The organism is Natronorubrum marinum (genome assembly GCF_052040125.1).
GTDB lineage: Archaea > Halobacteriota > Halobacteria > Halobacteriales > Natrialbaceae > Natronorubrum.
On the sequence record NZ_JBPPFV010000005.1, the window covers coordinates 24,885 to 47,481 of the forward strand.

Sequence of the window (22,597 nt, forward strand, 5' to 3'; positions counted from 1 at the left end):
ATGAGGATCACGAACGATGACAGATGTCGACTCCGAGACGGACGAGCCCCGCGAAGGGGATAAGACGGAACAGCTCCGGTCGGTCTATCTCTCCGTGACCGACGGCAACGCGGAACCCGTCGTCGAATCCCAGCAGGAGAACTCCGGGAGCCGAGAGATTCTCGAGGGACGCTCAGACGAGACCGCCGGCCCGGCGGAGATGCACGGGCTCGAAGACGCGATCGACGACCCCGAACCGGCGGACTGATCGACGGTGCCGTGCGGACGACCCCTACTGATGATTCCTAGACGCGACCCTAGTCGAGATCCGCGCCCACCGCGTCCTGAATCGAGTCGAAGCCGTCCCGCTCGAGCAGCGCCACCAGCCCCCGGTTGATCCGCTTCGCCGTCGACGGCCCCTCGTAGACGAAGCCGGTGTAGAGTTGCACGAGCGACGCGCCGGCGCGGATCTTCCGGTAGGCGCTGACCGGCGAATCGACGCCGCCGACGCCGACGATCGGCAGGTCGCCGTCGGTGTACTCGGCGATCGTCCGGATGACCTCGGTCGATCGACGTTCGACGGGCTTGCCACTCAGGCCGCCCCACTCCTCCCGGTTCGGCGACTCGAGCCCTTCGCGGCTCGTGGACGTGTTCGTCGCGACGACTCCGTCCAGATCGAACGCTTGGACGATGTCGACGAGATCGAGCACCGACTCCTCGGACTCGTCGGGACCGATCTTGACCAGGATCGGGACATCCGCGTCGTTTTCGGCTTCGAGCGTCTCGAAGATCTCTCGCAGGTGGTCCGGCGAGGCCTCGTCGAACTCGTCGGGCGTGTTCGGACAGGAGACGTTGACGACGACGTAGTCGGCAACGGGAGAGAGCCGATCGAAGACGCGCCGGTAGTCCTCGATCGCCTCCCGCTCGTTCGAGGAGTTCATCTTGCCGATGTTCACGCCGAGCGGGAAGCCGGGCGTGCCGTCGCGCTCGAGTCGCGATTTCACGCGTTCCATCCCTTGGCCATTAAAGCCCATCCGGTTGACCATCGCCTCGTCTTCTTGTAGACGGAACAGCCGCGGTCGATCGTTCCCCGACTGGGGATACGGCGTCACGGTACCGATCTCGACGAAGCCGAAGCCGAGCGCCTCGAGGGCGTGGGTCACGTCGGCGTTCTTGTCGAACCCCGCGGCGACGCCGACGGGGTTCGGAAACGTGGTGTCGAATAGGTCGACCTCGAGGGCCGGATGCTCGTACTGGTATGCGGTCGACAGGGCTGCCCGCGTCGGCCACGTCGACTGGACCGTCCGGAGCGTCCGCTTGCCGAGGTCGTGGGCCGTCTCGGCTGGGAGTTTGAACGCGAGGGGGCGAACCCGCGAGTACAGCGTCATTTGCCGATACTGCGAACGGCCGGAAGGTAAACCTCTCGGAGCGGTTTCACCGTAGACGGCCGACGAAACCGAACCGTCCCTCTCAGCCGCAATCGCCGGCGTGCGAGCGGTCGAAGACCTCGTGATCGTACACGACTGCCCACGCGCCGATTCGTTCGGGAACCGTCTCGAGCGTCGCGTTACCGCTTCCGTCCCCGATTTCGACCCGGACGAAGTAACACTTGCCCTCTAGCTCGCTCTGGGAGGCGTCTTCGTACGGACCGATCGGATCGGCACTGCTGAACGTCGCCGTCAACTCGTTTGCCGGCACTATGAATTGAAACTCGAACTCGGCCGCAGTCGTCATCCAGTCGTCGACGATCTGAACGCCGTCCACCGACGGGTAGCCGTGGTCGGTCTCCTCGCCGGTTTTCATCCGTGCGATCGTGTATCGCTCGTCGTGAACCTGCGTCCCGTCTCTCTGGACGTCGACTTCGACGTCGATCGTCTGGCCGGTTCTGTTCGAAATTTCGACGAGTGCGGGCGACGCTACCGGTTCGTCGGCCCCGCTTGCGGTGCAACCGGCGAGCAGCGTCCCGCCCGCCGCGCCGATCGACCCGAGGACGCGTCGTCGCTTCATATGTGTAATAGTGATAGCACATCTGGAGTAACACTATTTCTATCACGAACGTCACTCGACCGTCGAGACGGCCGACGCCGTCGCGGACCCGACGCGGCCAAGAGCACTACAGTTCGAGCGTCGCCTTCGAGCGTGTCAGTCCCGCTCCTCGAGCAGCGCCATGATCGCCCCGCCGCCGCCGATGCTCATACCGACGACGCCGCGGGAGACGTCCGGATCGTCTCGAAATTGGTAGGCGAGGCTGGTCGCAAGCATCCCGCCGGAGGCGCCGATGGGGTGGCCGAAGGCGACTGCTCCGCCGTTCGGGTTCATGCGTTCACGGGGAATGCCGATTCGATCCATCGTGTACACCGTCTGAGCGGCGAACGCCTCGTTGATCCAGTAGGCGTCGACGTCCTCGACGGCGAGATCATTTCGCTCGAGTAGATCCTCGACGACGTCGCCGACGGCCTCGTTGAACCGGTCGGGGTCCCGATAGGCCGTCGCGTAGTCGACGAGTGTCGCCATCGGCTCGAGTCCGCGGTCCGCGGCCGCCGCCTCGTCGGCCAACAACACTGCGCCCGCGCCGTCGCTGAGCTTCGAGGCGTTCCCGGGGGTGATCGTGCCGTCCTCCGCGAACGGCGTCGGCAGTTCGGCCAGATCCTCCAGCGTCGAGTCGGGTCGCGGGCCTTGGTCGGTATCGACCGTCTCCCCGTTCGTTTCGACGGGGACGATTTCGTCATCGAACGTGCCTGATTCGATCGCTCCGGCGGCGCGCTGGTGGCTCTCGAGGGCGTACTCGTCCTGTGCCGCGCGCGAAACCGCTTTGCGGTCGACCAGCCCTTCGGTGATCTCGCCCATGTGGACGTCGAGGGTGACGTCCCACAGCGAGTCGAGCAGCATCGAGTCCTCGAGTTCGACGTTGCCGTAGCGACGCCCCTTCCGGTAGCCCGGCAGGATCCACGGGGCGTTCGACATGGACTCGAAGCCGCCGGCGATTGCGAACTCGGACCGACCCGCCGCGATTCGGTCCGCAGCGAGCGAGATGGCGCTCACCCCCGATCCCGAGGCCTCGTTGATCGTCGTCGCCCGCGTCTCGTTCGGAAGCACGGATTTCACGACGACCTGTCGGCCCGGCACCTGCCCGATTCCGGCCTGAATGGCGTTGCCAAGGGCGACCCAGTCGACGTCTGTGTCGTCGATGGAGACTCGCTCGAGGAGGCCGTCCAGCGCCGTTCGGCCCAGTTCGACCGGTTCGACGTCCGCGAGCGATCCGAGCAACGTTCCGTGCGGCGTTCGTGCGCCGTCGACGAGGACGATCTCACTGCCGGGGTCAGTTCGTGGCATAGTGGGTGGACCATGCGGAACGGAATCAAAGTTAGCCGTGAATCCGCGGTTCGAATCGAGTTCGATACCGTATCCGACGGGTCCCGCGTCGCCGCCTCGTCGCGACGGTCGCGGTCTCGAGTCCTTGGGTTACTGATTTCAACCGGCGTATATTTGGCTAAAGCTGTAGTGGTCTGCCATATAGAAAACAAATGTCTAGTTCTAGATCTATAAACAGAACAAAACACAAAACATTTGCCAGACGGATAGTCAGCTTTTGATTATAGTAACGGATGACTATATTAGACGAATTCTTCGATCGGATCGGCGGCGCTCGCAGAGCGGACGAGCGAGCGCACGTCCACTACGAATGCCGCCGTTGCGGAACGACGCTCTCGCGGGGCGATACGATCTGTCCGTCCTGTGGATCGAGTAACATCGCGAACATTCAACTGTGACGACTCCCCGCGCTGAAGCGCCACGACGAGACACGGTTTTCTCGTTGTCGTCCGAAGGGCGAAACCCCTCACGAGCGAAAGATCAGCAGCTTTTCGGGCGGCGATCGGTCGTGCGTCTATTCTCGAAGGTTCCCGACCGAGGCGGTTGAGTCACGGCCGTGGGTTTCGATCCCCCGCCGACTTCAGAGTTCCCCCGGTTGCGTTCCGATCCCCTCGAGCCACCCCGGCGGCGTCGCGGCCGACGGCTCGGCGTGCTCGCGTTTCAACACCATCGGCGTTCGCTCGAGGGTCAACACGTGCTCGCCGTCCTGATTGTACGCCCGGAGTTCGGTTTCGACGATGCCGACGTGATCGCGGGACTCCAGTTCCCGCTTGCTCAGCACCTCGCTCTCGGCGTAGATGGTGTCGCCGTGGAAGACGGGTGCGTGATGCCGAATGTTGTCGTAGCCGAGGTTCGCGGTCGCGTTCACGGAGATGTCGATGACGCTCATGCCGACCGCGAGCGCGATGACGAAGGTGCCGTCGACGAGCCGCTCGCCGAACTCCGTCTCGGCCGCGTAGGCCTCGTTGAAGTGCATCGGGTTGAGGTTCATCGTGACGTTCGTCATCCAGACGTTGTCCGTCTCGGTGACGGTGCGTCCGAACGGGTGTTTGTAGATATCGCCAACCTCGAAGTCCTCGTAGTAGCGGCCGTGCCACCCGCTGACGAGGCGTTTGTCGGTCGATTCGTCGTCTGCGCTTTGCGTTTCGTCCGCTTCGTCCGTTTCGCTCGTTTCGTTCGTCTCTGGGGTGTCCGTCATGTGTTTCACTCGGTGAATCGATTCTGCACCCGGTCGCGCAATAGCGTTTTCTGTACCTTCTCGCCGTTCGGGCCCTCCGTCGTCGGGAACTCGTCGACGAACTCGAACGCCGCGGGCACCTTGTAGTCGGCCACGCAGTCGTCGAGAAACGACTCGAGAGCCGCTGCGGACGCGCTTTCATCCCCGCCTCCGTCGCGTCCGTCACCGTCCCGTCCGTCGCTTCCATCACCGTCCGGGATAACGAACGCGACTGGCACCTCTCCGTGGCGAGAGTGGGGTGCACCAACGACTTCGCAGGAGCGAACGGCCGGGTGCTTCTCGACGGTAGCTGCGATCTCGCGAGGCGCGACGAGAAAGCCCCGCGTTCGGAGCGCGTCGTCGAGTCTCGAGCGGTAAGAGACGGAGCCATCGTCGTCCATCGTACAGAGATCGCCGGTGTAGAACCACCCCGACTTGTCGAAGGCCGCTGCGGTCGCCTCGGGCTTCCCCAAATAGCCGTCCGCGAGCAGGTAGCCCCGGAGGGCGAGTTCGCCCTCCTCGCCGGCCGGTAGCTCCTCCCGGGTTTCCGGGTCGACGATTTTCGCGTCGATCGCCGGATGGATCGACGGCCCGCCGACGCGTTTGCGACGGTCGATCGGATCGGCCGGATCGCCGACGAAGATCTGGCTGTTGGCCTCCGAGAGTCCGTAGGGCTGGACCACGGGGAAGCCGAACGCCCCCTCGATGCGCTCGAACAGGGTCTCGTCGTATCCCTTACTGATGAAGCCGACGACGCCGCGTTCGATCGTCTCGACGCGCGACCGCGCGAAGGATTCGTGCTCGAGCAGCCGGTCGAACATCACGCCGAGTCCGGTGAGGACGGTCGCGTCGTACTCGTCGACCAGTTCGAGGATCGTCCCGGGATCGAAGTGGGTCTGCGCGACGAGCGTCGCGCCGGTCGCGAGGTGGCTGAACAGGGTGTTGTACCCCCAAATTCCGCAGAATGGGAGCGTCGCGACGCCGGTGTCGCTTACGGTCATATCGAGATGCTCCGCGACGTGAGCGGAGTGGTTCAACAGCGACCGACTCGACTGTAGACAGCCCTTCGGATCGCTCGTCGTGCCGCTGGTGTAGAAGATCGCCGCCGGCGCAGTCGGGTCGGTCGTCGGCTCGAGCGAGTTTCGATCGCTACCGATCCGCTCGCGCCCCGTCTCAAGTCCCGTCTCGTACCCTCGCAGTGCCGGCAGGTTCGACGGCGAGTCGAGGCTGACGACCGCCTCAAGCGAGGGAATCGAGTCGGAAGCGAACGAGTCGGGCGACTGCGTCGCGACCTCGGGAACCGCCGTCTCGAGCATCTCGTGGTAGTTCCGGCCGAGCAGCGACTCCTCGGTGACGAGCACGCTCGCCGCCGAATCGGTGAGCATGTACTCGAGCTCGTGGGTCCGGTAGCGCGTGTTGACGGCGACCATCGCCGCGCCGAGGAACGACGTCGCGAGCTGGCAGACGATCCACTCGGGCCGGTTCCCGAGCCAGACGGCGACGACGTCGCCCGCCGAGACGCCCAGCTCAGCGAGTCCGTGGGCGAGCGCGCGGCTCTCCGCGAGCAGCTCCGCGTAGCTCCAGGCGGTTTCTCGAAAGACGACGGCCGACCGGTCCGGCCGCTCCGTTGCAACCGATGCCACTCCCTCGTAGATGGTTTCGTCCGGCCAGGCGAGCATTTTCGTAGGAGCCCAGTCGGAATCGGGCGACAAAACCGTTGTGCCGTGTGATCGGTTCTCAATCGTCGGCTGCGTGCTCGCTCTCGCCGACCTTTTCGTCGAACGCGTCGCCCACGCGGTCGGCGTTCGGACCGAACTCGCGCTCGAGGAGTTCGGGGACGTCTTCGGGGCGGATATCCGAGTACCACCTGTTTCGCGGCTGGATCGCGATCGCCGTTCCCTCCTCGCTGCAGAGCCCCAGACAGCCGGTTTCGGTCACCGAGATCGGACTCCAGAACGCGTTGCGCTCGCGGAGCCACGATTTGATGGCCTCGAGGGTTTCCTGGCCGCCGACGTCGGCACAGCAAGCGTACTCCGAGTCGCGGTCGTTCGTACAGACGAACACCTGCGCGGCGAGTCGGTCGCGCTGTTTTTCGGTTCGGTTTTGCATTGGTTATGGACTGCCCGTCAGCGTTTCGTGCGAGTCACCGGCGTCTGCCCATGGCTCCGCACGACATTGAACGATGTTGAACGACCCGGCGAACAGGGGTCCGGTCGCGACCTGCAGCGGCGTCAGCTCGGTGCGGGCGGTTTCGAATCGGCTGTAGACGGTATCGTTCGTCTCCATAGCAAAACTCAATTTGCGGTAGTACAAATATGATGGTAAATGTACCGGCCGGCCGGCTCGCTCTCGAGCGACCGCGCTGAAGCGGCGACAACCGTCTCACGGTGTTACGATTCGCCCAACACAATTCGCTGAACCGTCAGTTCGTCTGGCGGATAACGAAATCGTTTTCCTACGGCTACCGCTTGACTCGACTAACGACGAGTGACATGAATATCTATCGACGGTCACGAGGAGGGACGTGCCGTGGCGGTTGAACGAGTACTCGTACCGCTGTCGGACACGGTGACCGTCCGGCAAACGGTCGGCTACGCGGTTCAGTCCGGCCTCGAGCGAGGCGACGAACTCGAGTGTCACCTCGTGGTGGCGCTGCCCCACGAGGCGGACCTGATCGAAGGCCAACAGGAGACCGACGCGGCCGAAGATCTCCTCTCGAAAGTGGCCAACTGGGTTCGGGAGGACGCCGGCAGTGCGTCGGTCACGGTCGAGACGACGTTACTCGGCACCGACGAGTACCTCTTCGGTCCCCGCGACTTCGCCGATTCGTTCGACGACTACGCGCGCGAACACGATATCGATCTAGTCGTGCTTGACCCGGAGTATCAACCGGGTGCGACGGCCCAGTTGCTCCAGTCGATCGAGCGCGAACTCGACGCCGTCGGGTTGGCGTACGACGAGGCGCCGGTCGAACGACCGGCCCGCCACGAACGACTGGTCGGCGACGGCACCGAACGCTTCGACCGACTGTTCGCGCTGTTCTGGATCTCGTACGGCTTCTACCTGATCCTCGGCGATCCGACCTACTGGTTCGATCTCGTCACGGGCGCGGCGGTCGCCGGCATCGTTTCGATCTCGCTTGCACATATCACGTTCACGTTTCCGCTCGATCGGGTTCAGTCGCCGCTCCGAACGCTTCGCTTTGGCCTCTACATCCCGTATCTCATCTGGGAGATCGTCAAGGCCAACCTCGCGATTTCGATCGTCATCCTGCGGCCGTCGTTGCCGATCGATCCCACGATGACTCGGATCGACACTCGCGTCAGGGGCGGCCTTCCGCTGCTCGCGTTAGCCAACAGCATCACGCTGACGCCAGGGACCCTGACGGTTCGAGCCGACGACCAGCGTCTGATCGTCCACACGCTGATCCCCTCCGCACGCGACGACCTCTTCGACGGGGCCCTCGAGCGCGCCGTCAGATTCGTCTTCCACGGCCGGAAGGCGGCCGCTATCGCGTCGCCGCGAGAGCGCGGCGACACCGAGATTCTCGGAGGTGACGAGCGGTGATTCCGAGCGGCGTGACGATCGAGGAGATCTTCCTCGGCGCGGCGGCACTGCTCGTCGTCCTCGCAATCGTGATGTTCTACCGCGCCGTCGTGGGGCCGACGACCCAGGACCGACTGCTCGCCGTCAACGTCCTCGGAACGAACACGGTCGTCATCCTCGCCCTGCTGGCTGCGGGACTCGACGAGCCGTGGTTCCTCGACATCGCGTTGATCTACGCCCTGCTCAACTTCCTGATGGCGATCGCCATCTCGAAGTTCACCGTCGAGCGAGGTGGTGTGCTGTGATGGAGTCGATCCGGTTCTGGGCGATCGCCGTGCTCATCGCCTTTGGCCTGTTCTTTACGTTCGTCTCAGCGATGGGCGTGCTTCGGCTACCCGACGTCTACGCGCGCGCTCACACCGCATCCCAGGCCGACACGCTCGGTGCAGGACTCGCGCTCGCGGCTGTCGCGCTCGCGCTCGGCTGGCAGCACGCGACGGTGTACACCGTCTTGTTGCTGTTTTTCGTCTTCATCACGAATCCGACTGCGGCCCACGCGATCGCCCGCTCGGCCGCGGAGAGCGGCATCGACCCGTGGACGAAGGATTCGGAGGAGGAGGGTGAGACCAAATGAGCCCGTTCGCCCTCACGCTCGCGGTGTTCATCCTGCTGACCGCGGTCGCGACGGCCCTGTTCCGGGACGTCCTCTCCGCGATCGTCGTTTTCGGGGCCTACAGCCTCGGAATGGCGATTCTCTACACGTACCTGCTCGCGCCCGACGTCGCGATGACCGAGGCCGCGATCGGCGCCGGCGTGACGACGATTCTGCTCCTCCTGACTATCGCCCGGACGAGCCGTCCGCCGACCGACCAGTTGTTCGAACGGATTAGCGTGCCCGCCGTCGTCGCTGTGGGTGCGTTCGTTCTCGTGCTTATGACGCTGCTCCCGGAGATGTACGCGGTCGGCACGCAGGACGCGCCGATCTGGGGTGCCGGCGTGCTCGAGCAGACGCCCTCGCTGTACTACCTGCAGGAAACGTACGCCGACACCGGCGCACAGAACGCGGTCAGCGCGGTGTTGGCTTCCTACCGTGGGTTCGACACCTTCGGCGAGGCGGTCGTCGTCTTCGCCGCCGGCGTCGCCGTTCTTCTCGTTCTCAAACGGGAGGTGTTCACCTAATGTCTCAGACCGACTCCTACGACGATACCTACACCGAGAGTCAGGTGATCATGACGACGGTCAAGATCATCGCACCGTTTACGCTCACCTACGGGATGTTCATGAGCCTCCACGGGGCGGACACCCCCGGTGGCAGCTTTCAGGGCGGGGCGATCATCGGCGTCACCGTGTTGATGCTCGCCTTCGCGTTTGGAATCGAACCCACCCGTCGGTGGCTGAAGAACTCCTTCGTCGTCGGACTCGTCACCGGCGGCGTCACCATCTTCGTCGCGACCGGTCTTGCCACCGTAGCCCTCGGGGGGAGCTTCCTCGAGTACGACGCCTTTAGCGAAACCTTCGGTATTGCCCACTACTGGGGGATGGAAGCCATCGAGGTTGGCGGCGTCGCGCTGATCGTCGCCGGCATCGTCATCACGCTGTTCTTCGCGACGGCCGCGGGCTTTACGCCCGATCGCAACAGACGCGAAAACGAGTCTCTCGAGGAGGTGAGCGACGATGATTGAGGGGACGATCGACGTCCTCGCGACGCGCTACGCCTACGCGCTGATGTTCGTTCTGATGGGCATTGGGATCTACATGATCATCGCCAACGAGAACCTCGTGAAGAAACTGATCGGCGTCAACCTCTTCCAGACCGCGATCTTCCTGTTTTTCGTCGCGGTCGCCTACGTCGACGGCGGGAAAGCGCCGATCGTTCCGTCGGGCGGAACTGATCCCGGCCTCATGGCGAGTCCGCTCCCGCACGTGATCGTGCTGACTGCAATCGTCGTCGGGATCGCGCTCACGGCCGTCGGTCTCGCGCTCATCGTCCGCATCTACGCGGAGTACGGAACGCTTCGCGAGGACACTCTTCGGGAGGTGCGTGCCGATGAGTAGCTTCGCCGAGATGCTGCCGGCCCTGCTGGTCGCCGTCCCGATCCTGTTGGCGTCGGTGCCGATCGTCCTCGGACTCCGATTCGAACGCACGGGTTGGTCCGTCGCCGCGCTTACCACGACCGCGCTGACCGCGGCCACGGTCTATCTCGCGGTCGCCGTCTACGAGACCGGCCGCGTCGTCCACGTCCTCGGTGGCTGGGGCGAGACGGCAGACCGGCCGCAGGGAGTCGGCATCGAACTCGTCGCCGACGAGTTCTCCGTGCTGATCGCCCTGCTCGTCACCGTCACCGCCGCGGGCGTCCTCGCGTACACCCGCGCGGGCGGGCCGCGCGGAAACACGTTTTACACCGGCTACCTGCTGCTCGTCGGCGGCCTGCTCGGACTCTCGCTGACCGGCGACGTCTTCAACATGTTCGTCTTCCTCGAGATCGTCGGGCTGGCGACCTACGCCATGATCGCCGCCGGCGACGGTCCCGAATCCGCGGTTGCAGCACTGAAGTATCTCATCCTCGGGACGATGGGGGCCTCGATGTACCTCATCGGCGTCGGCTTCCTCTTCATGGCGACCGGCGCCCTGAACATGGAGGTCCTCGGCGAGGCGATTCCGCTGGTCGCCGAGGAAGGTGGCAGCGATCTGACGCTAGTCCGTGCGGCCTTCGCTTTCATTTTCATCGGCTTCGCGCTGAAGGTGGCCCAGTGGCCCCTGCACACGTGGCAGCCCGACGCCTATCAGCACGCCCCCGACGGCGTGACGCCGGTGATCGCGGCGCTCGTCTCGACGGGTTCGGCGTACGCGCTCGGCCGGATCATGTACACCGTCTTCGGCCCCGAATTCCTCACCGCGACGCCGTATCTGACCGAAATCGTCGTCACGGTCGGCTGTGTGAGCGTTCTCGCCGGCAGCACTCTCGCGGTGATCCAGCGAGACGTCAAGCGCATGTTCGCCTACTCCTCGGTCGCGCAGTTCGGTCTCATCGTCGCGGCCTACGGACTCGTCACGCAGACGGCGTTCGTCGGCGCGGTGATCCACCTGATCGGCCACGGCGTCATCAAGGCGGGCCTGTTCGTCGCCGCCGGCGTCGTTGCACTCGGCTACGGCGCCCGGACGGTCGACGAATATGCTGGCCTCGCCGAACACAGACCGTTCACCGCCGGTTCAATCGCGATCTTGCTGATCGCACTGATCGGCATCCCGCCGTCGGCCGGCTTCATCGGCAAGTGGTACATCGCCGTCGGCGCGGTCGAAGCCGAGGTCTGGCCCGTCGCCGTCGTCATCTTCCTTAGCACCATGCTCACGCTGGCCTACTCGGCCCGGTTGCTCGAGAAGATGTACTTCACGCCGGCGATGCCGGTCGAATCGCCCCACCCGCCGGGTCGCGTCGCTGCGGACGGCGGAGCTGATACCGACGGCGATACTGGACACGAGGGCGCCACGGCCCTCGGTCGCGATTCGATCCGCCGAGGATCCCCCGACGCCGTCTCGATCGGCATGCTCGGAATCCTCGTTATCATCGCCGTCTCAGCCGTCCTGCTCGGCTTCGCCGGCGGTGCGTTCTTCGAGTGGCTCGAGCCGTTTACGTCGGAGGTGTTTACTGAATGACTGAAGTTGCAGACCCACGTCCGCTAGCCGCCGTCCTCGTCTCGGCGCTCGCGATGTGTCTGATCATCGCGTCGTATCGCTACCCGAACGTCCGCGAGAGCTGGTCGGTCGTCGCCGCACTGGCGAAGTTCGGAATCATCCTCAGCATGTTCCCCGGCGTGATGGACGGCACCGTCTACGAGTGGAGTCTCGCGGACTCGCTCGGCATCGAGTTCCTCGCGGGAATCGACTTCGTGTTGCGCGCTGATCCGCTGGGACTGCTGTTCGCCTTGCTCGCGAGTTTCCTCTGGATCTTCACCTCCTTTTACGCTGCGGGCTACATGCGAGGTCTCGACGAGCACGCACAGACGCGTTTCTTCGCCTCCTTCGCGGCCAGTCTCTCGACGGCGATCGGGATTGCTTTCGCCGGGAATCTGGTGACGATCTTCCTTTTCTACGAGTTGCTGAGCCTCGTCACCTACCCGCTGGTCGCCCACAACGAGGACAACGAGGCCCGAATTGCGGGACGGAAGTACCTCGCGTACACGTTTTTCGGCGGCGGGGTCTTCCTGCTCGCCGGGACCGTGCTGGTCTACTGGCTCACCAGTAGCGCCGATCCCGCGGGCGAGGCGCACCTGGCCTTCGAGTCCGGCGGTATCGGAATGCTCGCCGAAGCTGCACAGGCCGACCCCGTCTTCGCTCAGGCGGCCTTCTACCTGCTGATCGCCGGCTTCGGCGTCAAGGCCGCGGTGATGCCGCTTCACTCCTGGCTGGCCGACGCGATGGTCGCGCCGACGCCGGTTTCGGGGCTGCTCCACGCGGTGGCGGTCGTCAAATCCGGCGCGTTCGGAGTGGCACGCGTCATCCTCGAGGTCTATGGCCCGGGACTCATCTACGATCTGCCGTTGAACGTCCCCGGAATCGGAGAAGTAGGGTTGAATATCCCGGTCGCGATACTGGCCGCGTTCACGCTCACCGCGGCGAGTATCATCGCCCTGCGGAAAGATCACCTGAAACGCCGGCTCGCGTTCTCGACGACGGCACAGCTGTCCTACATCGTGCTTGGGCTCTCGATGCTCCATCCACTCGCGATTCTCGGCGCCCTATTCCACATCCCCGCCCACGCGTTCGGGAAGCTCACCCTGTTCTTCTGTGCGGGGGCGGTCCACGTCGAGACGCACACCGACTACGTCAGCGAGATGGCCGGCATCGGCAAGCGGATGCCGCTGACGATGTCCGCGTTCGCCATCGGCGCGGCCGGGATGGCCGGCATGCCGCTGATCGCCGGCTTCGTCAGTAAGTTCTACATGCTGATCGGCTCCGGCTCGGTCGGCGGGGGCTACTGGCTCTTCGCGGCCGCGTTGCTCCTCTCCGGCGTCCTCAACATCGCATACCTCTGGCCGGTCGTCTACACGGCCTTCTTCGAGAGCGAGGACCGGCACGACGCGAAACCGCTGCTCGAGTTCCCTCGCGGTGGAAAACGCGAATCCTACGGCACCGTCGAGGGCTCTCTCGCCCCGGACGGCGGGCAGCGAGACGAGCCCGACGCCGATGGGGCGAACGGCGACGGAGACGCCGTCGCGGACCGCGATGAGGACGCCGAGTACGCCGTCGACAAGTATCCGAGCGATCACACCGTTCCCGAGGACGCGGCGACTCACGACGACCACGCCGAAGACCATCACGATCACGGCGACCACCACCACGGCGGACCGCCGGCCGGCGGCTGGGAACGCCGCTCGCCGTTCGGCGAGAGTACGTGGCTGATGCTCATGCCGATCGCCGTGATCGCGACCGGTGCCGTCGTACTCGGGATCGTTCCCGGCTACGCCGTCTTCCTCGACCTCGCGATGTATATCGTCGAGGGCGTCTTCGGCGTCGACTCGTTCGACGAACTGCTCGGCCTTTCGCTCGAGGAGGCGATGGAGGTGATGTCCGAATGATCGAAGCAGAGACGCTGACGCTGATCTATCCGCCGCTGCTCGTGTTGGCGGCGGCGCTGCTCGTGGTCGTCTTGCCGCGGATTGCCGGCTTCACCGCCGGGGCGCTCAGCCTCGCGGCCGTGCTGGCAATCTCGGTGGCCGTCCCCGAGGGGAGTCACCTCACGGGCACGTTCCTTGGATTCGAGGTCGCGCCGTTCTACGTCGACGAGTTCTCCCAGTTCATCGGCATGGGGCTCGGCTTCCTCGGCGTCTGTTCGGTCATCTACGCGTACTCGAGCGAAGCGAGCCGCGTGCTGGTCGCGTTCGCGCTCGTCTACGTCGCGAGCGCGCTCGGCGCCGCGTTCGCGGGCGACTGGCTCGTCCTCGTCTTCATGTGGGAGCTGATGGCGCTGACGAGCACGCTGGTGGTCTGGCACTACGGCGGCGACGCCGTCCGTGCCGGCTACCGGTACGCGATCTTCCACGGGACCGGCGGCGTGATCGTGCTGTTCGCCGTCGTCGCCCACTACGTCGAAGTCGGTTCGTTTCTCTACGCGGACCACACCGGCATCGCCGGCGGCCTCCCGACGATGTTGGCGATACTGGGGATCGGCGTCAACGTCGGCTTCGTCGGGCTGCACACCTGGCTGCCGGACACCTATCCGCGGCCGCACATCGCGGCGTCGGTGTTCCTCTCGGTCTTCACGACGAAAACGAGCGCGTTCATCCTCTACCGGGCGTTCCCCGTCGAGGGCGACGGCCACCTCTATCTCGCGTACATGGGCGGACTGATGTCCGTCTACGGCGCGAGCTTCGCGTTGCTCCAGCACGACATGCGCGCGTTGCTCTCCTATCACATCCAGGCTCAACTGGGCTACATCGTCGCCGGCATCGGGATCGGTTCCGCGATTGCGAGCGCGGGCGCGCTGGGCCACCTGTTCAACAACATCCTGTTCAAGAGCCTGCTGTTCATGGCCGTCGGCGTCGTCATCTACCGAACCGGCGAAGAGGACCTCTACGAACTCGGCGGCCTCTGGCGCGAGATGCCGCTCACGGCAGTCGCCTTCGGTCTCGGAGCCCTCTCGATTACCGCGATTCCCGGCTTCAACGGCTACATCAGTAAGGGAATGGTCTTCGACGCGGCCGATCCGGGCTACTACGGTGCGCCCGAGTACCAGGCGCTGTACTGGCTGCTGTTCCTCGGGGCCATCGGGACCCTGCTCTCGTTCATCAAACTCGGCTACTACGTCTTCTTCCACGGCGAGAGCGATATCTCGGTTCCCGACGCCAAACCGGGTCAGACGGTCGCGATGTTCGGTCTCGGTGGCGCCTGTCTCCTCTTCGGCGTCTGGTGGCAGGGCTTCGCCGACCTCCTGCCGCTGGTCGAGGAGTCGACCCACGTCTTCGAGTATCCGGGCGGCGAGAGCGAGCTCCACCCCTACAGTCTGAGTCACCTCGAGACGGCGGGGATTCTGGTCGCCATCTCGGCGGTGACCTTCGCGGTCGTTCGGAAACCGCTCTCGAAGCTCGATATCAGCGACCCGGCCACAATCGTCTTCCCGGCCGGTTACTACCTCGGTCGCTGGTCGATGCTGGCGACGACCGAACTCTATGCCGCCGTTGATCGTGCAGTCGTCGGCTTCGTCAAACGCTGCTACTGGCTCGGCGACAACCCCGTCCTGGCGGTCGACGCGGCCGCTCGCCGGCTGCCGATGGTCGACGTCGAAGACCGGCGTCCGGCGGACGGCGGTCGACCGTCGACGATCCACCTCCGGACTAGCATCGGCACTACCGTCTTGCTGATCACGGTTCTGCTCACGATCGTCCTCTGGCTGCTCGTTAACTGACCGTACTCGGTTTTCGGCTCGGGTCCGGGTCCGGTTTGTACTCGCTTCTCTCCGCCTCTCCAGCGGTCGCTCTCGGAACTCGAGTTCGTTCGAACGACAGGAGTACCGACGGGCGACTCGAGTCGCCGACGCCGTCTCAGTCTCGATCCGATCGCTCGTCCCGCTCGCTCGAGTCGACGTCGATGATCGTGGGCCGTGACTCCGGGACGGCGATGGTTCGCTCGAGGACTGACGCGCGGAGCGCGGGCTTTGATGCCGTCGCTTCCCGTCTGTACCGGTCGCTGTCGTCGCCGGCCGTCTCTCGGACTCCCCGCGGCGTCAGGTAGTCGCCGTCGATGTCGACGTTCGCGTCCTTACAGAGACGCTTCAGAACCGATCGGGCACCTTCGGTGGTGATCGTCGGCGGCGCGATCGACCGTTCTCGAGCGAGTTGGTTCGCCGTCGTCTCCGCGAGCAGCGCGTCGATCTCGGACTCGGTGTGACCCCGATCCGCCAGCACGCTCTTGACGCGGCGAGCGATCGAGGGCGCGTGACGCGTCGGAAACAGCGGCCAGTCGTTCGACGGCGGATCGAGGACGACGCGGTAGCGTCGCAGCGGCGTCCGGGCGGGTGCCGGCAGCGGCACGTCCTCGAGTCGTTGCGATTTCCCGAGGACGCGGATCGTTCCCGTATAGAAGTCGACGTCGTCCCAGGTCGCCCCCGTCCGCCGTTCGTCGTCGGGGACGCGAAACAGTTCGGAGCCGCGTACCCCGGAGTGAGCCAGGAGGGCGACCATCGCGTACTCCCGCAGTCGGCTGCAGCGTTCGTCCCGGTCGAGGTCGCCCGTCGAAGCCTCGAGCGCGCGGTCGCGGACGTGCGTTCGGAGGCGTCGGCGCTGGCTGGAGTTCCAGAACTCGTCGGTGGATCGATCGTCTCCGGAGGGGAGGGCCGACTCGGCGACGTCGGCCGCGGCCGGATTCGACTCCAGAATGCCACCGCGGACGCACCACGAGAGAAACGCTCGGACGACCGCGTAGTAGGTGCCGGCGGTCGACGCCGCGTACTCCCCGCGGTCGGCCCGGGATCGCAACTCGACGGCGTACGCCCGCATCTGCTCGGTCTCGAGGGCGAAAAGCGAGACGACGCCGTGCTCGGTCTCGAGCCAGTCGGCCCAGCGCCGCAGAATCGATTCGGCGTTCGACGCGTAGGTTCCGGCACCGGGACCGTCGGGGTCGCCGACGGCCTTCCGCTGGAGGTAGGCGTCGACCGCGTCGACGACGGTGACGCCGTCGGCGTTGCTCACGGTTCGACCACCCGCTCGACGAACGGCTCGATACGTGAGCGTTGTATCTGAGTCATAGCGTTTCGGGACGCCGTTCGCTCGCGGTTGCCGAGGACACGGCGAGCGCAGCCGGTCGAACCGACGCCGCGAATCATCTGTTCGTACGGTACTGGTCCACCACCCTAAATCTGTGTTTCGGTCTCACGCCTCCGGAAAGAAACGAGATCAATCGAGCGAACTATCGGTCCGAACGGACTCTCGCTCCTCGTGACGGTCGCCATTATGGCCCCTGACGGGGTACGTCACCCTATGACACGTCAGTCGTCACGGCGTTCCGTGCTGGCTGGCGCCGGCGGCGGGGTCCTCTGTGGCGTCGCCGGCTGTCTCTCGAGGAGCCGAGACGTCGAGCAAACGGTAACGAAGACACACACCACTGACGAACTGCGGGCGGTAACGGTCTCGACGACGCTGAGCGACGTCGACGTTCACACGGCCTCGACCGACGCGATCGACATCGAGGGCCAGAAGGCAGCCGTCAGCCGCGACGATCTCGAGTCGATCGGCCTGGCGACGGTGATCGACGACGATATCCTCGATATTTCGGTCGATCGAGACGATGCGCGGACCGTCTTCGGGCTCCGGCCCGATCCGGTGCTCGATCTCTCGGTCACCGTTCCAGACCGACTCGAGGTTCGACGGATCGACTCGAAAGCGGGAGATCTCGAGGTGGAGAACGCCGTAGGGAATTTGCAGATAACCTCCGAGACGGGCGATGTGAGTGCAACGGCCGTCGAGGGAATCGTCTCCGCCGCGACGGAGACCGGCGACCTCGTCCGGTATCACCTCTGTACAGCGCTGACGGCGGTCGGCTGTGAGCACCCCGGAAAGCTTGTGGACGGTCGTGACGCACTCGTAACTCGGCTTTCGGATGCAGACGATAACCCGTACATTCGCGGCCAGGCCGCCGGAGCGCTGGGACTGCTAGAGTCCGTCGATGGTGAGGGCATAACTGCACCCAGCGAGATCGAGGCCGAGACGGACGAGGCAGCCGAGTTCGTCCGCTCGCGGCTGGCCGTTCTCAGGGCCGCAGAGACCGAATCATCTGTTGATCGAACTGGTAGCGTCGGGACACTCGACTCGCTTCGGAGCGGAACCGAGGAGGTAGTCGACGCGATGATGACGCCCGATGGCGACGAGTGTCCGCACTGTGGACTTTCGATTCCGGAAGACGGGCCACCAATGTGTCCGCGCTGTGGCGCACCGCGCTGACCGAGCGGTTAGGCTGGCCTAAAATTCGGAAGGCTTTAGACTGTTTAGGCGAGCCTAAATCGTATGTCGAGAGACGACGCGAGACACGAGGCACCGACGCGGCGAGACTACATGAAGTACGGCGGGGCGGTCGTCGGCGGCGGGCTGTTCGCCGGCTGTACTGGTGGGCAGGGAGAGGGGACGTCGGCGGAAGCCCAGTCCTACGAGGTCTGTATGGAACCGAACGGCTGTACCACCTACGAAAGCGTTCCAGAGACGTTCGTTGCGTACCAAGCAGCATGGGGAGAAATTGGATTTATTCTCACAGGCAATGAGCCAGTGGGCCTATCGGCACCAAGTTACTATCCTACGTACTTCTACGATGCACTCCCCGGTGTTGAGTTCGACACCGACAAAGTAAGCAGGTTAGTCAGCGAGGACTGGAAGTTCCTGAAAGAGCGGTTCTACGAGGTCGACCCTGATGTCATCCTGATGGATAATAACATCGCGAAGAGTTACAGTGATTGGGACGACGGCGACATCGCCGAAATCGAGGACAACGTCGCCCCGATGCAGGCATCGTACGCTCGCAGACCGTGGCCGGACAAACACGAAGAATATCCATTCTACACGCTGTACGAGTGTCTCGGGAAGGCCGCTGAGATATTCCAGGTGGAAGAGGAGCGTTTCGACCCACTCAAAACGATCTACGACGACTTGGTGGCTCAGATCCAGAACGAGACGCCCGACGAACCGCTCACGATAGGCTATATGAACGCAAACCCGGCCGAGGAGACGTTCAACGTTTGGAAACCCGCGCTCCCCGGCTACCAAGGCGAGGTCCTCCGTAACATCGGCGTCGAAGACGCCTTCGCGGGGGAGTATCCCGAGGGGGTGGATGTCTACGATACGGACTACGAGGGGATTCTGGAGGTTGACCCCGACATTATTGTTATCAAGTCGGGGATGGGTGTCCACGACTTCCAAGGCTACGAGAGTTTCCAAGCGTTCATTGACGAAATGGCGGAACACCCTGTTGGAAGTCAGCTTAGCGCGGTTCAAGACAGGCAAGTCTACGCAGGAGGTTCGATTGAACACGGCCCAGTTCAAAGCCTGTTCATCCATGAGGTCGTCGCGAAACAACTGTACCCTGAACAACTTGGTGAGTTGATGTGGGAAACGTATTCAACGGTGAAAGAGATCCCGGAGGAAGAGCACCTGTTTGACCGCCAGCGCGTCGCGGACATCATCAACGGCGACATCTGAAAATGGCCAGCACGGAACCCGGGACGGAACGCGAATACGACTATAACGTGGTCGTCGTTGGCGGAGGGCCAGCAGGTTGTTCGGTCGGTCTGTTCACCGCTAGGTACGGCCTCGACACGGTGATATTCGACCGCGGAAACTCCTCGATCCAGCGGTGTGCCTACCTGGAGAACTACCTTGGGTTCCCGAAGGGAATCGGTATCGAGATGTTCTACGGGCTGATGCACGACCACGCCGAGGAAGCCGGGTGCGAACTCGTTTCGGACCTTATCGAATCGGTTACGCGCACGGGAGACGGCAACGGATTCGTGGTCAACCCGCAAGAGGGCGACCCGGTCACTGCTCGTCGGGTTGTCGCCGCGACACGGTACGATGGCGAATACATGCGACCGCTCGGTGACGACGCGATGTTCACGACCGTCGAGGAAGACGGTGAGGAAAACGAAATCTTCGACCGAGAGTACGCCGAAATAGACGGCGAGACGCCCTTTGAGGGGCTATATATTGCCTCGCCGTCCGAAGAAGCCAGCCAGCAAGCCATCACGGCAGCCGGACGAGGGTCGCGCGTCGCCTTACGCGTGCTCACGGATGTCCGTCGGGAACGTGGCTACCCCGACGACATTGCCGAGACGACCGACTGGATGATCCGCAAAGCAGAACGAACCGGTGAGTGGGCGAAACGTGACCGCTGGCGGGAGTGGCTTGATGAGCAGCGGCCGGCAGACCACGGCTTGGATGACGAAACTTGGCGCTCCCTCCGCGAGCGCGAACTTGACCGACAGTTCGACACAGTGCTCTCGAACGAGGAGATCGACGAGCGGGCCGCCCTGGGTCAAGAGCGGTTACTAGACCATATCGACGACAACCGGATCATCGCCCGCGCGCAAGAATTGCAGGCAGATCAGAACTCTGCTGAAGCAGACGATTAAGTACCTGTCTGAGCCTGACTCTCCGATCAATTTTAATTCTACACCTAGACGAGCGAGCAAAAGGCACGCATCAATACCATCCTCCGAGGTTGTGGGTTCCAAAACGATTGCGAGTTGATATACCATCATAGGATTTACGTCCTTCGACAAGCAGGCCAATATCCACGAATATTGCACAGTCAAGAACTGATACCGCCATTCAACTTGGTTCGTGAGTGCATAATACATTAGCCCAATAATGTACGGTGGATTTAGGGGGGTTGCCGCCGTCTCCGAAGCTAAGTCGATGGAAGACACCAAATCCGGAGGTTCGGCCGGGGAAATGCCCCTCGAGAACGCGAAAGCGGAGTTCGTCGCCGAACGCGACGGCAACTACGCACAGAACCTCGAGTACAGTCTCGAGAACTGGATCGAGTGGTGTGCCGACCGGGACGTCGACACGCTCGCGGACGTCTCGACGCTGACGATGCGCAACTACGCGTCACACCTCAAGCGTCGGGTAGACGCCGATGCGATTAGCGCCTCAACTGCACAAACGTACTACAACTACGTCTCGGCGCTGTTGTCCCGATCCGTCGAAGTGGGCGTCCTCGCGGCGAACCCGGCTGAGAAACGCGAGGCGAGAAAACCGCTTCCGGCGGCGACGACCGACAGCGGCGATCAGCAGTTCTGGCACCCCGAACAGCGGGCGGCTATCGTCGAGTACGTCGACGAACGCGCTCGTGCGACGGTCGACGAACGCGGCAGCGACGCCCTCGAAGCAGTTCGTGACCGCGCACTGATCACCGTCCTCGCGTACACGGGCGTCCGGGGGTCGGAGGTGGTGTCCGATTCGCGCCACGACCGTCGAAACGGCCTACGGTGGTCCGACGTGGATCTCGAGAACGGGGTGATCCAGGTCTTCGGCAAGAGCCAGGATCGGGAGGAAGTCGGACTGACGGGCCAGACGATCGATCCACTTCGCCGGCTTCGGTCGCTTGTTGATCCACCGAGCGAGTCGTGGCCGGTGTTCCCCTCGAGACATCCTCCCTCGTTGTACGAGCGTATTCGAAACGCGGGATTCGACGTCCCCGACGCTGACCCCTGGGCGTTCGTTCTCGAGAACGCGATCGAACCGCCGTCGATGACCGTCTCGGGAACACGAACGCTGTTGAAACGACTGTCGGACGAGGCCGACGTACCCGGACTCGAGGACGGCGAGTATCTGACCCTGCACGGCGCTCGACGGGGGGTCGGCGAAACGCTGTACCGGGAACACGGCGCACAGCGGGCTCAGCGAACGCTTCGTCACGCCGATCCGAAGACGACGTCGACGATGTACTCCCATATCGAAGCGAGCGAGCTGGGGGCGGACAATACTGCGGTGTTCGATGACGAGTAATCGCCCGTTCGCTCCGGCGCGTCTTGCTCGGATGCGGTCCGTCTTCAGTCGGCGCGTTCGGTCGCGAACCCGGCTATCGCTTCGAGCGACGTGAGAACTGCCAGAAACACCAACAATCCGATAGCGATCGATTCTACGTGAAGGAACGCGATGGCACCCCACAGTACGGAGGACGCGGCTGCGGCTCCGCCCGGCGAACCGGGCGGTGCCAGTCTCTCTCGCTCGGGAGTTCCGGATCCATCCGGACCGCCATCGCCCTGACGTTGCTCGTCGGTCATACTCGCGCGGTACGTCCTGCCGATACAACTACCTGTGCACGTGACTGCTCTCGAGTTTGTTTCTGTTCTTCTTTTCGAGCAAATCGACGTACCTGCACACTCGCAAGTCGGCCGGCTACCAGTATAACTCGCGGCCAAACACAGGCTACGAGGGATAGCGATTCGGCCGTTCGTGTTCACGCAAGGGCGGTCACGAGTACTGATGCACATTCCGAAGTCGAGTCTCGACGTTCGATCGAGGAGAGGGGAGGATGGGTAACGCGACGCTCCAGCGACGAAGCTGGGTCGTCTCCGCGACCTGTCTCGTTCTCTGGGCCGCGAGCACGCTCTCGTTCGCGTGGTACGTCTTCGTCGTGGGTCTCTCGACGGCTCAACGGCAAGCGCTCGAGCAGTTCCTCTCCCGTCCTCTCGAGACGCCGATCGAACCGGTGGTCGCGTTACTACTCTCGACCGTCGCGCTCGGCGTCTTCACCGGCCTCTCGATGGTGTACTACGGATACGTGCAGTGGCGATACGCACGACGCCGGAAGCTCGCGCTCGAGTCCGAACTCGAGACCGATACCCGGTAGGACTCGCCGGCGCCTCAGTCGTCGCCGCTCTCGTCCGTTCCCTCGCCGTCCGGCTCCTCGTCTCCGGGACCCTCGTCGGCACAGCCGGCAAGTAGGGCCGTCGAGCCGACTGCGGCCAGTTCCGTCAGTTCGAGCACGCGCCTACGATT

Annotated in this window: 25 protein-coding genes; 15 read left to right on the forward strand and 10 right to left on the reverse strand. The window is 63.9% G+C overall.

From position 1 onward, the window contains the following. Nucleotides 1-16: 16 nt before the first annotated feature. Entirely contained in the window at nucleotides 17-247 is a 231-nt protein-coding gene (locus tag ACSFC5_RS21710; protein WP_440767299.1) for a hypothetical protein, read from the forward strand. Nucleotides 248-296: 49 nt separating this feature from the next. Here ACSFC5_RS21710 and ACSFC5_RS21715 read toward each other — a convergent pair whose 3' ends face one another. The 7 genes from ACSFC5_RS21715 to ACSFC5_RS21745 form a co-directional block, all read right to left on the reverse strand. Further along, a complete protein-coding gene (locus ACSFC5_RS21715) occupies nucleotides 297-1,367 on the reverse strand; it encodes a quinone-dependent dihydroorotate dehydrogenase (RefSeq protein ID WP_440767300.1) in 1,071 nt (356 codons plus the stop codon). Between the two features lie 82 nt (nucleotides 1,368-1,449). Beyond that, nucleotides 1,450-1,986: a hypothetical protein gene (locus ACSFC5_RS21720; protein WP_440767301.1), complete on the reverse strand. Its 537-nt coding sequence runs from the start codon at nucleotides 1,984-1,986 to the stop codon at nucleotides 1,450-1,452. A gap of 135 nt (nucleotides 1,987-2,121) precedes the next feature. Then, nucleotides 2,122-3,312: a thiolase family protein gene (locus ACSFC5_RS21725; RefSeq protein ID WP_440767302.1), complete on the reverse strand. Its 1,191-nt coding sequence runs from the start codon at nucleotides 3,310-3,312 to the stop codon at nucleotides 2,122-2,124. Between the two features lie 619 nt (nucleotides 3,313-3,931). Next, nucleotides 3,932-4,549, reverse strand: a complete 618-nt coding sequence (locus ACSFC5_RS21730; RefSeq protein WP_440767303.1) for a MaoC family dehydratase — start codon at nucleotides 4,547-4,549, stop codon at nucleotides 3,932-3,934. Between the two features lie 5 nt (nucleotides 4,550-4,554). After that, the gene (locus tag ACSFC5_RS21735) at nucleotides 4,555-6,246 is read right to left on the reverse strand and encodes a class I adenylate-forming enzyme family protein (protein ID WP_440767304.1); all 1,692 of its coding nucleotides are present in this window, start codon (nucleotides 6,244-6,246) and stop codon (nucleotides 4,555-4,557) included. A 58-nt stretch (nucleotides 6,247-6,304) separates the two neighbouring features. Beyond that, complete coding sequence (locus ACSFC5_RS21740) at nucleotides 6,305-6,676, reverse strand: (2Fe-2S) ferredoxin domain-containing protein (protein WP_440767305.1); 372 nt, start codon at nucleotides 6,674-6,676, stop codon at nucleotides 6,305-6,307. 3 nt (nucleotides 6,677-6,679) lie between these two features. After that, entirely contained in the window at nucleotides 6,680-6,853 is a 174-nt protein-coding gene (locus ACSFC5_RS21745; protein WP_440767306.1) for a hypothetical protein, read from the reverse strand. Nucleotides 6,854-7,096: 243 nt separating this feature from the next. Between ACSFC5_RS21745 and ACSFC5_RS21750 the strand changes: the two genes are divergently transcribed. Genes ACSFC5_RS21750 through ACSFC5_RS21790 form a run of 9 tightly spaced genes read left to right on the forward strand, consistent with a single transcriptional unit; the run spans nucleotide 7,097 to nucleotide 15,516 of the window. Beyond that, on the forward strand, nucleotides 7,097-8,134 hold the full coding sequence (locus ACSFC5_RS21750) for a monovalent cation/H+ antiporter subunit E (RefSeq protein ID WP_440767307.1): 1,038 nt from the start codon (nucleotides 7,097-7,099) through the stop codon (nucleotides 8,132-8,134). Continuing rightward, nucleotides 8,131-8,418: a cation:proton antiporter gene (locus ACSFC5_RS21755; protein ID WP_440767308.1), complete on the forward strand. Its 288-nt coding sequence runs from the start codon at nucleotides 8,131-8,133 to the stop codon at nucleotides 8,416-8,418. Before ACSFC5_RS21750 ends, ACSFC5_RS21755 begins: the two co-directional genes overlap by 4 nt. Further along, complete coding sequence (gene mnhG, locus ACSFC5_RS21760) at nucleotides 8,415-8,747, forward strand: monovalent cation/H(+) antiporter subunit G (RefSeq protein WP_440767309.1); 333 nt, start codon at nucleotides 8,415-8,417, stop codon at nucleotides 8,745-8,747. The genes ACSFC5_RS21755 and mnhG overlap by 4 nt, the downstream gene beginning before the upstream one ends. Continuing rightward, nucleotides 8,744-9,292, forward strand: a complete 549-nt coding sequence (locus ACSFC5_RS21765) for a DUF4040 domain-containing protein (RefSeq protein WP_440767310.1) — start codon at nucleotides 8,744-8,746, stop codon at nucleotides 9,290-9,292. The genes mnhG and ACSFC5_RS21765 overlap by 4 nt, the downstream gene beginning before the upstream one ends. Then, complete coding sequence (locus tag ACSFC5_RS21770; RefSeq protein ID WP_440767311.1) at nucleotides 9,292-9,795, forward strand: MnhB domain-containing protein; 504 nt, start codon at nucleotides 9,292-9,294, stop codon at nucleotides 9,793-9,795. Before ACSFC5_RS21765 ends, ACSFC5_RS21770 begins: the two co-directional genes overlap by 1 nt. Continuing rightward, the gene (locus ACSFC5_RS21775; RefSeq protein WP_440767312.1) at nucleotides 9,788-10,168 is read left to right on the forward strand and encodes a cation:proton antiporter subunit C; all 381 of its coding nucleotides are present in this window, start codon (nucleotides 9,788-9,790) and stop codon (nucleotides 10,166-10,168) included. Before ACSFC5_RS21770 ends, ACSFC5_RS21775 begins: the two co-directional genes overlap by 8 nt. Further along, a complete protein-coding gene (locus tag ACSFC5_RS21780) occupies nucleotides 10,161-11,768 on the forward strand; it encodes a proton-conducting transporter transmembrane domain-containing protein (protein ID WP_440767313.1) in 1,608 nt (535 codons plus the stop codon). The genes ACSFC5_RS21775 and ACSFC5_RS21780 overlap by 8 nt, the downstream gene beginning before the upstream one ends. Then, entirely contained in the window at nucleotides 11,765-13,690 is a 1,926-nt protein-coding gene (locus tag ACSFC5_RS21785) for a proton-conducting transporter transmembrane domain-containing protein (RefSeq protein ID WP_440767314.1), read from the forward strand. Before ACSFC5_RS21780 ends, ACSFC5_RS21785 begins: the two co-directional genes overlap by 4 nt. Continuing rightward, nucleotides 13,687-15,516, forward strand: a complete 1,830-nt coding sequence (locus ACSFC5_RS21790; RefSeq protein WP_440767315.1) for a Na(+)/H(+) antiporter subunit D — start codon at nucleotides 13,687-13,689, stop codon at nucleotides 15,514-15,516. Before ACSFC5_RS21785 ends, ACSFC5_RS21790 begins: the two co-directional genes overlap by 4 nt. 136 nt (nucleotides 15,517-15,652) lie before the next feature. Here the strand turns inward: ACSFC5_RS21790 and ACSFC5_RS21795 are convergent, their stop codons facing one another. Then, complete coding sequence (locus ACSFC5_RS21795; protein WP_440767316.1) at nucleotides 15,653-16,798, reverse strand: tyrosine-type recombinase/integrase; 1,146 nt, start codon at nucleotides 16,796-16,798, stop codon at nucleotides 15,653-15,655. 288 nt (nucleotides 16,799-17,086) lie between these two features. On the opposite strand from ACSFC5_RS21795, the gene ACSFC5_RS21800 reads away from it, so the two are divergent. The 4 genes from ACSFC5_RS21800 (at nucleotide 17,087) to ACSFC5_RS21815 (ending at nucleotide 21,601) form a co-directional block, all read left to right on the forward strand. Further along, a complete protein-coding gene (locus ACSFC5_RS21800) occupies nucleotides 17,087-18,046 on the forward strand; it encodes a hypothetical protein (RefSeq protein ID WP_440767317.1) in 960 nt (319 codons plus the stop codon). 63 nt (nucleotides 18,047-18,109) lie between these two features. Continuing rightward, complete coding sequence (locus ACSFC5_RS21805; protein ID WP_440767318.1) at nucleotides 18,110-19,291, forward strand: ABC transporter substrate-binding protein; 1,182 nt, start codon at nucleotides 18,110-18,112, stop codon at nucleotides 19,289-19,291. A gap of 2 nt (nucleotides 19,292-19,293) precedes the next feature. Further along, on the forward strand, nucleotides 19,294-20,220 hold the full coding sequence (locus ACSFC5_RS21810) for an FAD-dependent oxidoreductase (protein ID WP_440767319.1): 927 nt from the start codon (nucleotides 19,294-19,296) through the stop codon (nucleotides 20,218-20,220). A gap of 286 nt (nucleotides 20,221-20,506) precedes the next feature. Beyond that, a complete protein-coding gene (locus ACSFC5_RS21815) occupies nucleotides 20,507-21,601 on the forward strand; it encodes a tyrosine-type recombinase/integrase (RefSeq protein WP_440767320.1) in 1,095 nt (364 codons plus the stop codon). Between the two features lie 44 nt (nucleotides 21,602-21,645). Here ACSFC5_RS21815 and ACSFC5_RS21820 read toward each other — a convergent pair whose 3' ends face one another. Beyond that, nucleotides 21,646-21,879, reverse strand: coding sequence for a hypothetical protein (locus ACSFC5_RS21820; protein ID WP_440767321.1), 234 nt, complete (start codon nucleotides 21,877-21,879; stop codon nucleotides 21,646-21,648). 251 nt (nucleotides 21,880-22,130) lie between these two features. Between ACSFC5_RS21820 and ACSFC5_RS21825 the strand changes: the two genes are divergently transcribed. Beyond that, nucleotides 22,131-22,448 carry a hypothetical protein gene (locus tag ACSFC5_RS21825; RefSeq protein WP_440767322.1) on the forward strand — a complete coding sequence of 106 codons (318 nt, stop codon included), beginning with the start codon at nucleotides 22,131-22,133 and terminating at the stop codon, nucleotides 22,446-22,448. A gap of 14 nt (nucleotides 22,449-22,462) precedes the next feature. Here the strand turns inward: ACSFC5_RS21825 and ACSFC5_RS21830 are convergent, their stop codons facing one another. After that, entirely contained in the window at nucleotides 22,463-22,585 is a 123-nt protein-coding gene (locus tag ACSFC5_RS21830; protein ID WP_440767323.1) for a hypothetical protein, read from the reverse strand. Nucleotides 22,586-22,597: the final 12 nt, after the last annotated feature.